Origin of the sequence: Stenotrophomonas sp. PD6 (genome assembly GCF_049199305.1) — a bacterium.
In the GTDB taxonomy this organism is placed as follows: domain Bacteria; phylum Pseudomonadota; class Gammaproteobacteria; order Xanthomonadales; family Xanthomonadaceae; genus Stenotrophomonas.
The window spans coordinates 508,792-519,541 of record NZ_JBLZQD010000002.1 but is presented as its reverse complement, the minus strand read 5'-3'; the positions used below and the strand labels follow the sequence as shown (position 1 = coordinate 519,541).

12 protein-coding genes are annotated in these 10,750 nt (G+C 66.2%); 4 read left to right on the top strand and 8 right to left on the bottom strand.

Features of this window, described 5'->3' with window-relative positions:
• Positions 1–57 precede the first annotated feature (57 nt).
• Together ACOZHM_RS05110 and ACOZHM_RS05105 are read right to left on the bottom strand one after the other, a co-directional pair.
• On the bottom strand, positions 58–1,008 hold the full coding sequence (locus tag ACOZHM_RS05110; RefSeq protein ID WP_421567928.1) for a sodium:calcium antiporter: 951 nt from the start codon (positions 1,006–1,008) through the stop codon (positions 58–60).
• A gap of 99 nt (positions 1,009–1,107) precedes the next feature.
• Positions 1,108–1,725 (bottom strand): hypothetical protein, encoded by a 618-nt coding sequence (locus tag ACOZHM_RS05105; RefSeq protein ID WP_421567927.1) that lies wholly within the window; start codon positions 1,723–1,725, stop codon positions 1,108–1,110.
• Positions 1,726–1,856: 131 nt separating this feature from the next.
• Between ACOZHM_RS05105 and ACOZHM_RS05100 the strand changes: the two genes are divergently transcribed.
• The 3 genes from ACOZHM_RS05100 to ACOZHM_RS05090 all read left to right on the top strand — a co-directional run bounded on the left by ACOZHM_RS05100 (position 1,857) and on the right by ACOZHM_RS05090 (position 2,992).
• Positions 1,857–2,390 (top strand): hypothetical protein, encoded by a 534-nt coding sequence (locus tag ACOZHM_RS05100; protein WP_421568116.1) that lies wholly within the window; start codon positions 1,857–1,859, stop codon positions 2,388–2,390.
• A 99-nt stretch (positions 2,391–2,489) separates the two neighbouring features.
• On the top strand, positions 2,490–2,741 hold the full coding sequence (locus ACOZHM_RS05095; RefSeq protein ID WP_421567926.1) for a type II toxin-antitoxin system Phd/YefM family antitoxin: 252 nt from the start codon (positions 2,490–2,492) through the stop codon (positions 2,739–2,741).
• Positions 2,738–2,992 (top strand): Txe/YoeB family addiction module toxin, encoded by a 255-nt coding sequence (locus ACOZHM_RS05090; RefSeq protein ID WP_421567925.1) that lies wholly within the window; start codon positions 2,738–2,740, stop codon positions 2,990–2,992. Before ACOZHM_RS05095 ends, ACOZHM_RS05090 begins: the two co-directional genes overlap by 4 nt.
• A gap of 5 nt (positions 2,993–2,997) precedes the next feature.
• Here the strand turns inward: ACOZHM_RS05090 and hmgA are convergent, their stop codons facing one another.
• Entirely contained in the window at positions 2,998–4,299 is a 1,302-nt protein-coding gene (gene hmgA, locus ACOZHM_RS05085; protein WP_421567924.1) for a homogentisate 1,2-dioxygenase, read from the bottom strand.
• Between the two features lie 23 nt (positions 4,300–4,322).
• Positions 4,323–5,438, bottom strand: coding sequence for a 4-hydroxyphenylpyruvate dioxygenase (gene hppD, locus ACOZHM_RS05080; RefSeq protein WP_421567922.1), 1,116 nt, complete (start codon positions 5,436–5,438; stop codon positions 4,323–4,325).
• Positions 5,439–5,566: 128 nt separating this feature from the next.
• On the opposite strand from hppD, the gene ACOZHM_RS05075 reads away from it, so the two are divergent.
• On the top strand, positions 5,567–6,058 hold the full coding sequence (locus ACOZHM_RS05075; RefSeq protein ID WP_421567920.1) for a MarR family winged helix-turn-helix transcriptional regulator: 492 nt from the start codon (positions 5,567–5,569) through the stop codon (positions 6,056–6,058).
• 3 nt (positions 6,059–6,061) lie between these two features.
• Here ACOZHM_RS05075 and ACOZHM_RS05070 read toward each other — a convergent pair whose 3' ends face one another.
• The 4 genes from ACOZHM_RS05070 to ACOZHM_RS05055 all read right to left on the bottom strand — a co-directional run bounded on the left by ACOZHM_RS05070 (position 6,062) and on the right by ACOZHM_RS05055 (position 10,607).
• A complete protein-coding gene (locus ACOZHM_RS05070; protein WP_421567919.1) occupies positions 6,062–7,201 on the bottom strand; it encodes a hypothetical protein in 1,140 nt (379 codons plus the stop codon).
• 167 nt (positions 7,202–7,368) lie between these two features.
• Entirely contained in the window at positions 7,369–7,947 is a 579-nt protein-coding gene (locus tag ACOZHM_RS05065) for a thioredoxin family protein (protein ID WP_421568115.1), read from the bottom strand.
• Between the two features lie 35 nt (positions 7,948–7,982).
• Complete coding sequence (locus ACOZHM_RS05060; protein WP_421567917.1) at positions 7,983–9,485, bottom strand: peptide MFS transporter; 1,503 nt, start codon at positions 9,483–9,485, stop codon at positions 7,983–7,985.
• Between the two features lie 243 nt (positions 9,486–9,728).
• Positions 9,729–10,607 carry a tryptophan 2,3-dioxygenase gene (locus ACOZHM_RS05055; protein WP_421567915.1) on the bottom strand — a complete coding sequence of 293 codons (879 nt, stop codon included), beginning with the start codon at positions 10,605–10,607 and terminating at the stop codon, positions 9,729–9,731.
• Between the last annotated feature and the right edge of the window lie 143 nt (positions 10,608–10,750).

Here is a 10,750-nt window from a genome sequence, read left to right as displayed (position 1 = left end):
CACGCCATGCGTGGCTGCTCTTCGTTCCTGCACCGCGAAGCCACGCATGGCGTGGCTCTACCCAATCAACGCCAGCTCCAGCACCACCCAGCCCACGAACGCCAACAGCAAAATGCCACCCTCCCGTCGGCTGATGGTCAGGTCGCCGCGCAGCATCGGGTACAGCACCAGCACGAAGGCGATGGCCGCCGGCAGTTCCAGTTTCACGAACGACTCGGGCAGCGTCAGCGGGCGCAGCGCGGCCATGCCGCCCACCACCACCAGCAGGTTGAACAGGCTCGAGCCGATCACGTGGCCCAACACCATGTCGCCCTGGCCGCGGCGCGCAGCGATGATCGCCGCGGCTACTTCCGGCAGTGCCGTGCCGATCGCTACCGGTAACAGGCCCACCAGCACCGGCGACCAGCCCAGCCCCGCGCCCATCACCGGCGCGGCAGCCACGATCCAGCGCGCGCCGTAATACAGGCAGACACCCGCGAACACCACGCGCAGTACATTGAGGAACAGGCCGGTACGCGTCATCGCATAGGCAGCGATGGCCTCGCGTACCGGCTCGGCTTCCCGCGGCGCGCGGCGCAACAGGAACACCACGGTGGCCACGAAGCCCAGCAACAGCAGGCCGCCTTCCCACCGCGTCACCACGCCGTCCAGGCCGAACACGATCAGCGCCAAGCTGGCGACCGCCAGCAGAACCAGCAACGGCGACAGCAGGCGCGCCCGCACCAGCAAGGGGGCGGCCAGCGCCGCCATGCCCAGGGTCAGGCCCACGTTGACGATGTTGCTGCCTATCGCGTTGCCCAGCGCCAGTTCCTCCGCGCCGACAACGAAGGCACGGCCATTGACCACCAGTTCGGGCAGCGAGGTACCGAAGGCAACCAGCAGCAGTCCGGCCACGAACGGCGATGCCCCGAACCGCTGCGCCAGCCCGGAGGCCGCCTTGACGATCGAGTCGCCACCCAATGCAAGCAGCAGCAGGCCAAGCAGGAACCAGACAGTGGCGGCAATCATCAGGCGTTCCCCAGGGTGACGTGGCCCGATTCTAGGGCCACGGTGGGCTCAACGGGCAAGCTTGGAAGCGGGGGCCGGCGGGCCGCCCCCCGCGCCGGCTCAGGAGCAGCCTTCCACGTAGTCCACCTGCGGGGTCTGGCCGACCCGCCAGGCGGTGACATTGCCGTCGCCATTGATCTCGAAGTTGATCAGTGCCCCGCCCTCGGCTGCCGGGCGCACGCGCAGGTTGTGGCCGCGCTCGTCGTACTTGTGGGGGGTGAGGTCGCCGCGATCCGGATACAGCGTCTGCAACTGCCCCAGCGACATGCCGACCTTGCCGCCGCCCGGCGCCACGGTGCGATCGTTGCGCACGTCATAGCGGACCAGACGCTTGCCTTCGATCATCAGGATCACATCGTCAGCCTGCGCGCCCTGCGGACGCAGCGCGTGGCAGTAGTCGTCGGGTACCTCGCCCTGCAACGGTTCCTTCCAGGCAGCGCGCACCTCGTCCAATGTGCTGCCCAGGGTCAACGGTCCGTACCCGTCCAGGCGCGCCGGCCCCTGTGCGCCGGTGTCGGCTGCCGGCGCGGAAGCCGCGGCTTCCGTCGCAGCGGGGGTTGCCGGTGCAGATGCCGGAACGGCTGCCTGCGTGTCTGCCGAGGGGGTTTCCGGGGCGCGCTCACAGCCCGCCAGTCCCAGTGCGATGCCCAACGCCAAAACGCTTCCCAGCTGCTTCATGTGCACGTTCTCCTGTGAGTGGGGCGCAGGCTAGCGTGGCGCGCGTGCAGCCCGTGCATGCAATCGTGTCTGTCATCACAGTTACACCTGTGGCGTTCAGGCTCGGCCTGCACCGCTTCGACCCCACGCCCATGCAACCGCGCAAGACCGAACTCGCCCGCGACGCCCTGCAGGCCCACCGTGCGCCACTGGATATGCGCCAGCGACGCCTGCTGATCCTGTGCGACGGCCAACGTGACCTGGCCCAGCTCTCCGCCATGATCGGGCCGGAGGCGTCGGCCATGGTGATCCAACTGATCCAGAGCGGTTATCTGGTCTCCACCGCTCCGCCCGAGCCCGGGCCCGCCCCCACGCCGCCCGCGACCCTGCCCCCAGCGGGCGCTGGCGCACCGGTGACGGAGCGCCGGCGCTCGCTGGTGTCCGCGCGCATCTACCTGCTGGGCATTCTCGAGCTGCAGCGCCACCCGCAGGCCGCCGCGCTGCTGTACAACCTGCAGCAGGCCCGTAGCGATGAACAGGTCGTGTCGGCGTTGCATGCGTCGCTGGAGGCACTGCCCGGACTCACCTCCGCCGGTTATTGCGAACGGGTTCGCCAGCGCCTGTTCGAGGTGTTGCCGGAGACGCATCTGGCCCAGCTGGAGCAGGCGGGCGTGGTGGCGGGCTGAGGCTTCTGCAGACACTGGCGGCGCCCAGTGCATGCATCAATTGACCGCTGCGAATCGATATGTACAATTTTCTGTACACCTGTGGCGGAGCGATCAATCATGCAGACCCTGACATACAGCGCGGCACGCGCCGCATTGGCGGAAACCATGGATCGCGTCATCAACGATCACGCACCCGTCGTGATCACCCGCAGTGGCTCGAAAGCCGTCGTGATGATGTCCCTCGAGGACTATCGCTCGATCGAGGAAACGGCCTACCTGCTGCGCTCCCCGGCCAATGCCGCGCGCCTTGCGTCGGCCATTGCACAGCTTGAGGCCGGTGGTGGCACGGTGCGTGAGCTGATCGAATGATCCTGCAGTTCTCCGACGAGGCGTGGGAGGACTACCTGCAGTGGCAGAAGATCGATCGGCGCAAAGCGGAGAGGATCAATTGCCTGATCAAGGCAATCATGCGCACGCCCTTCGAGGGCATTGGAAAGCCGGAGCTGCTTCGCTTCGACAGATCCGGCTGGTGGTCGCGGCGGATCGATCTTGAGCATCGGATGGTCTACCGCGTAGCGGGCGGAATCGTACAGATCGCCGCCCTTCGCCATCACTACTGAAAATACTAGGCCGGGAAATTCTTCTTCAGGCCTTGCCAGCAGTGCTGATAACCGCGTTGGCGGTGTTCCGCGTCCATCGCCTGCGCGGTCGGACGGATCACGCCACGGGTTTCGAACATGAAGGCCATGGTGTCCTTGATGACGTCCGGCCTGCTCAGGTCGGCAGCGGACGCTTTATCGAACGTGGCTGCGTCCGGGCCATGGCCACTCATGCTGTTGTGCAGTGATGCGCCGCCGGGCACGAAGCCTTCGGCCTTGGCGTCGTAGGCGCCGTGGATCAGCCCCATGAACTCGCTGGCGATGTTGCGGTGGAACCACGGCGGTCGGAAGGTATCCTGCGCCACCAGCCAGCGCGGCGGGAAGATCGCAAAATCCATATTGCTGGTGCCGGCGGTATCGCTGGGCGAATGCAGCACCAGGAAGATCGACGGATCCGGGTGGTCATGGCTGATCGAGCCGATGGTGTTGAAGCGGCGCAGGTCGTAGCGGTAGGGCGCGTAATTGCCGTGCCAGGCCACCACGTCCAGCGGCGAGTGGTCGATATCGGCCCGCCATAGCTGGCCCTGGAACTTGGCGATCAGCTCGAACGCGCCATCGACGTCTTCGTAGGCCGCATGCGGCGTTTCGAAATCACGCGGATTGGCCAGACCATTGGAGCCGATCGGGCCCAGGTCGGGCAGCTGCAGCAGCGCACCAAAGTTTTCGCAGATATAGCCGCGCGCCTGGCCATCCGGCAGTTCGACCCGGAAGCGCATGCCACGTGGAATCACGGCGATCTGCTGCGGCTCGATATCGATCACGCCGAGCTCGGTGAGCAGGCGCAACCGGCCCAGCTGCGGCACGATCAGCAGCTCGCCGTCGGCATCGTAAAAGTAGCGGCCCTGCATGTCCGCCGTGGCCGCGTACAGGTGAATGCCCACGCCGCCATGCGCGTCGGGCGAGCCGTTGCCGCCCATCGTGTACAGGCCGTCGACAAAGTCCGTGGGCACGGTGGGCAGCCGCAGCGGGTCCCAGCGCAGCTGGTTGGGCGATACCGCGCCGTGGGCGAAATCGCCGTGCAGGTGTGGCTGTGCGTAGGGCTGGAATTCCCCATGCGTCACCGCCGGACGGATCCGGTACAGCCAGCTGCGGCGGTTGCGGCCGCGCGGCGCGGTGAACGCCGTGCCCGACAGCTGCTCGGCGTACAGCCCATGCGCCACCCGCTGTGGCGAGTTGCGCCCCACCGGCAACGCGCCGGGCACCGCTTCGCTGGCGAACTCGTTGCCGAAACCGGTCTGGTAGCCGCGTGATTCGAGGGGGGTGGACATGGTCGGGGATCCGTTTTGGTCGATTACAGCACGCCGCGCTTCATCTGGTCGCGCTCGATGCTTTCGAACAGCGCGGTGAAGTTGCCTTCGCCGAAGCCTTCGTTGCCCTTGCGCTGGATGATCTCGAAGAAGATCGGGCCGATGCAGTTGGTGGTGAAGATCTGCAGCAGCTTGCGCTGTTTGGTCTCCGGGTCGGCGTCGATCAGGATCTTGTTCTTCGCCAGGCGCGCCACGTCTTCGCCATGGCCCGGCACGCGCATGTCGATCACATCGAAGTAGGTCTCCGGCGTATCCAGGAAGTCCACGCCCTGCGCGCGCATCGCCTCGACGGTCTCGTAGATGTTGTCGGTGAAGCAGGCGATATGCTGGATGCCTTCACCCTTGTAGGCGTCCAGGTATTCGTTGATCTGGCTCTTCGGGTCGGACGACTCGTTGAGCGGAATGCGCACAATGCCGTCCGGCGCGGTCATCGCCTTGGACACCAGCCCGGTCTTGAGGCCCTTGATGTCGAAGTAGCGGATCTCGCGGAAGTTGAACAGGCGCTCGTAATAGTCCGACCACTTCTGCATGTTGCCGAAGTACAGGTTGTGGGTCAGGTGGTCGATGAAGGTGAGGCCAAAACCGACAGGGTTCTGGTCGACGCCTTCAATCGGCGCGTAGTCGGTGTCGAACATGCTGCCGGCGGCGCCATAACGGTCCACCAGGTACAGCATGCAGTCGCCGATGCCCTTGATGATCGGCGCCGGCACGGCCCTGGTGTCCGGCTTGAAGTCGATCGCTTCGGCACCGTTGCCGAGCGCCATCTTCAGCACTTCGTCGCCCGGCTTCTGGAAGCGGATCGCGAAGCCACACGCGCAGGGGCCGTGCTTGTCGGCGAAGTCCGACGCGAAGGAATCCGGCTCTTCGTTGACCAGGAAGTTCACGCCGCCCTGGCGGTACACGGTGATGGCGCGCTGCTTGTGGCGCAGCACGGCGGTGAAGCCCATCTTGCGGAAATAGTCGTGCAGTTCGGCGCCACGTCCGGCCGGCGCGGCGAATTCAACGAATTCGAACCCATCGATGCCCATCGGGTTCTCGAAGGTGGTGACCTGCATGCCCAGGTTGGGGGCGTGCGACGCGGTTGCGGGCTGGCTGCTCATGACGTGGCTCCGAAGCGGCCCACCCCCGGAAAAAACCAGGTGCGGGCGGAAGGCAGACCCGCGAGAATGCGGAGTCCGGAAAGAAGGTTATAGTTTCACATGAAACCACCATCAAGGTGCACCGCAGCATGAGCCCACCCGATCCCAGCAGCCAGACCATCCGCGCCACGCACGCCCTGCTCGATCTTGAGCAGTTCCTGCCGTACCGGCTCAGCGTGTTGTCCAACCGGGTCAGCGGCAACATCGCCAAGCTGTATGGGGACCGCTACGGCCTGGCGATTCCCGAATGGCGGGTGATCACCATCCTGGCTCTGTACCCGGGCTCCTCGGCCAGCGAGGTCTCCGACCGCACGGCGATGGACAAGGTCGCGGTGAGCCGGGCCGTGGCCAGACTGCTCGAGCGCGGCTTCATCAAGCGTGAAACCCATGGCGACGACCGCCGCCGTTCGGTGCTGGCGCTGTCGGCGGCCGGCTTCGAGGTCTACGAGACCATCGCCCCGCTGGTGATCGAGATCACCCGCAAGCTGATGTCGGTGCTCAGCGAGGAGGAGGAGCAGCTGCTGGAGACACTGATCCTGCGCCTGGCTGGCGAGGGCCTGCAGAAGATGGACGAGGGCTGATCCTCAGCTGAGGTGCTTTCGCTGCGCATGCACCCACGGTGCGGCCAAGGCCCCAATGGCGCCGGCGGCCAGGCCGAGCGAGGCGGCCACTGCAGCCGCTTCGAGCGCACCTGGCAGGGCCAGCGCGGCGATCACCAGCAGGGCCGCGGGCAGCGCGATGAAGGTGGCCAGGAAATAGCGCCAGCGCGGTGCCCAGGTGCCGACCTGGAGCAGGCTGACCGGCATCCAGGTTTCGCCCGATGCGTCCTCGGCGATCTTGGCAACGACCTTGGGCAGATCCACTTCCACCGGCCCCTTGCCCGTGCGCACGGTGGCCAGTACCCGCGCGACCTCGTCGATCGACGGATAGGACGCCGGCCACGGGGTGGGCGCAGGAACGCCGTAGGCGGTCAGCAACGGCACGCTCAGCCACGGCGCCAGCAACGGGCGCAGCTTGCGCCGGTCCAGCACGCACCAGACCTGCGCGATGCCGTTGGCCACCACGTGGTAGAGCGCCAGCTGGCCCGGCTCCGGATAGGGCAGCACGTGCACGCGCGCGGCCATGCTGGGATACCCCATCTGGCGCAGGAAGCCAGGGCGGGTCCTGCCCTCGTGCGCCCACGCCAGCCCCAGTGGCGCGACCAGATAGGCCTCCGCCGGATCCTTCACGCCCGCAGTGGCGCGGTCGTCACTTGCCAGGAAGAACGCCAATGATTTCGGCTCGGCCACGTCGTTCTGGTCCCAGCGCCCGCTGTCGCCCAGCACGTGCTTGAGCGGCAGCCGCGCAGGCGCGGTCTCGGCCTTGGTGGCGTTGTGCAGGTAGGGCAGCACCGAGAGCACGAAGCTCTGCAGGTCCACCCCGCGCGTGCCATTGCCCTGCCATTCGGCGGGCAGCAGGCCGGCCAGCGCCGGCGTGCGTGCAAGCTGGTCGAGCTGGGCCTTCTGTTCAACCAGTTTCTGCACGGCCGCCCGGAGTGGCAGGTTGTCGGGTACGGACACCAGCGGCAGGCGGTAGAGCGTGGCGCCGGGCGCCGGGGTGTCGGCCTCGCTGGCCGCGTCGTGCGCCGAATGATCGTCCAGCAGCACGTCCGTCGGCGGCAGGGTCACGCCGGCCGGTGCGTCGATGAGGGTCTCGGAAGTGCTGTCGCTGGCGCCGGGCTGCATGCGTTCAATCCTTGAGGTCCTTGGACTTAGCGGCAGTGGGCGCGACATCTTTACAGCGGACTGGTAGAGCGGACTGGTAGAGCGGACTGTTAGTCCGCTGCCTTAATGGCTGGAATGTGATCGCGCACAAAAAAAATGCCGCGAAGTTCGCGGCATGCTTCGTTCGGTCAAGGCGCCTTCGGCGGCGCCCATTCCTTCATGAAGGCAAAGAACCGTTCGCGGTTGTAGCCCTTCGGCTGGCCCTTGTCGGCCTCCAGCTCGCCGGTGAACTGCGAGTGCAGCAGCTTGCCCTGCGCATCGAGCACAAACAGGTGCGGGTACCCCTTGATCTGCGGGAACTGCGCGAGGAACGCGGCGTTCTCGTTGTCCTCGCTGTAGTTCACCTTCATCCACACGTAGTTGGCATCGCGGAAGCTGCGGATCTCCGCATCGCCCTCGATGAACGCGTCCAGCAGGTGGCACCAGGAGCACCACTCGCCGCCCACGTCCAGCACGATGCGCTTTCCGCCGCGTTGGGCCTCGACCTTGGCCGTGGCCAGGTCCGCGACCGGATCGCGGGCCGGGTCGAACTGCGCGTTGAGCCCCGCCACCGCAGCGACATCTGCTGCGGCCGGGGTGTTGCCCGAGACCACCGGTTGGCCGGGGTCGGCCACCGGTGGCTTCTGCTCGGTGGTGTCCAGCGGCTGCGCAGGCGTGGCGGTGGGCGCCGACGGCGAACAGGCGGCCAGCAGGCCGGCCAGGATCATCGGGGACAACCGCGTTGTCATGCGCATCGCAGACCTCACTTGACGCCGTGCATCAGCTTGTTGATCAGCGGGGCGATCAGGAACAGCAGCACGCCCGAACCCATCAACGCCCAGAAGCCGAAGGTGTAACCCTTCAACGCCGATTCGACGGTCATGCCGCTTTCGCCGCTGACGATGCCGGCGAAGATGCCCGACAGGTTGTTGCCGATGCCGGTGGACAGGAACCAGCCACCCATGCCGAAGCCGACCAGGCGTACCGGAGCCAGCTTGGTCACCATCGACAGGCCGATCGGCGACAGGCAGAGCTCACCCACCGACTGGATGACGTAGACCATGAACAGCGTCCAGAACGGGATCTTGCCGTCCACCACCATGCTCGACAGTGCCAGCATCAGCAGCGCGAAGGCCGCACCATTGAACAGCAGGCCCAGGCCGAACTTGCGCGGGATGGACGGGTTGGCGCGGCCCAGCTTGATCCAGATCCAGGCAATGATCGGCGCCAGCGCGATGATGGCCACCGAGTTCACCGACTGGAACCACGCGGTCGGGAAGGTCCAGTTGCCCATCTTGCGGTTGACGATTTCGTCGGCAAGGAAGGTGAAGGAACTGCCTGCCTGTTCGAAGAACATCCAGAACATCACGTTGAAGGTGAAGATGATCAGCATCGCGATCACGCGGTCACGCTGGACCTTGCCTTCGCGGATGCCTTCCACCAGCAGCAGCACGCCCAGTGCCACGAACATGATGCCCAGGATCCAGGCCAGCGCGGTCGCGCCGGTGGACAACAGGAAGTAGGCCACCGGAACGGCGACCAGCGAGCCGACGAACACCATCACCACGCGGCCCATGCCCTCGCCGCCTGCAGGCGGTGCACCGATGCCCTTCAGGCCGGCACGGCCGATGTAGAACCACACCAGGCTCAGCAGCATGCCGATACCCGAGGCAATGAACACCATCTTGTAGGCCGGCATGGCTTCGGTACCGAAGACCTTTTCGGCCAGGTACTGGGTGAACACGGGCGCGATCATCGCGCCGATGTTGATGCCCATGTAGAAGATGGTGAAGCCCGAATCGCGGCGCTCATCCTTCAGGCCGTACAGCTTGCCGACCATGGTGGAGATGTTCGGCTTGAACAGGCCGTTGCCGATGATGATCGTGGCCAGGCCGAATTCGAACACTTCCTTGTTCGGCATGGCGACCATGAACAGACCGGCTGCCATGATCACCGCACCGGTCAGGATCGAACGCTGGTACCCCAGCACCCGGTCGGCCACGTAGCCACCGAAGATGGCTGCGGCGTAGACCAGCGCCAGGTAGGCACCGTAAGTGCGGCTGGCTGCCGCCTGCCCGGCGGAATCGCCGTCGAAGAACTGGGCCACGATGTACAGCACCAGCGCCCAGCGGATCCCGTAGAACGCGAAGCGCTCCCAGAACTCGGTCATGAACAGCATCCACAGCGGGCGCGGGTGGCCGAGCGTGGTCTTGAACTCCGGCAGCGCCGGATCGGGAACGGATTTCGCGGCGGCGTCTACGCTCATGCGGGATTCCTGGGTTCGGTGGATGACATGCACGTCCGATGTGCGAGACAACGCGGGAGAATCCCAGAACAACGGCGTTCACGTCAAATACACACCGATGTGTGCAGCTGGCCGCATGGTCGCTGAACTTGCATCTGCAACTACCGCCCCGCAGCCGCCAGCGCAGCAACGGCGGGGCCTGCCGCACCGTACGGCGGATGCACCGGGAAAATATGAATAGGCTTGGCGGAGACCCCGGCGCGGTCAGGCGTCCGGCGGCATCGGGTCGTCGTTGCGGATCGTGGTGCGCACCTGGAACAGCTCCGGGAAGAAGGTCAGCTCCAGCGCCTGGCGCAGGAACCCCACTCCACTGGAGCCGCCGGTGCCGCGCTTGAAGCCGATCACCCGCATCACGGTGCGCATGTGCCGGAAGCGCCACAGCTGGAAGGCGGTCTCCAGGTCCACCAGGTCCTCGCACAGCGCGTATTCGCGCCAGTAGCGGTCGGTGTTCTGGTAGATCCGCTCGAACACGGGGTGCAGGGCGTCGTCGGCCACGTGCGGCTGCCGCCAGTCGCGGGCCACGTAGTCGGCCGGGATGGCATGGCCGAACCGGGCCAGGTAGCGCAGGAACTCCTCGTACAGGCTGGGCGCGTCCAGCACCTGCTGCAGCTGCGCCTGGCCGTCCGGGTCATGCGAGAACACCTGCAGCATCTGCGCGTTCTTGTTACCCAGCAGGAACTCGATGTAGCGGTACTGCAGCGACTGGAAGCCCGACGACGGCCCCAGCACGTCGCGGAAGCCCATGTACTCGGAGGGGGTCAGGGTCTCCAGTACCGACCATTGCTCGGTGAGCTGGCGCAGCACCTGCTTGCTGCGCGCCAGCACCTTCTGGCACTGCCAGACCTGGTCACGCTGCAGGAACCCGATCGCCGCGCGCAGCTCGTGGGCCAGCAGCTTCAGCCACAGCTCCGAGGTCTGGTGCTGGATGATGAAGAGCATTTCATCGTGGTGCGGCGGGTTCGACAGCGGCTGCTGGGCCGAGAGCAGCTGGTCCAGTCGCAGGTAGCCGCCATAGGTCAGGCGCCCTTCCAGGTCGGTGTGGATACCGGCTTCGAGATCGCGTTGGTTCTTTTCGACGGACATGGCAGGGGCCGCGTGAGGGGGTCAAAGGGTAGCGCAGAGCATGCGCTCCCGGGCGGCAATCACCATCCGCCGGCGTTTGGTGGCCGAGCGGGCGGGGTTTCTGCGCGCCCCGGCCTGCCGCGCGGTGGGGCCTGCGGCGCCCT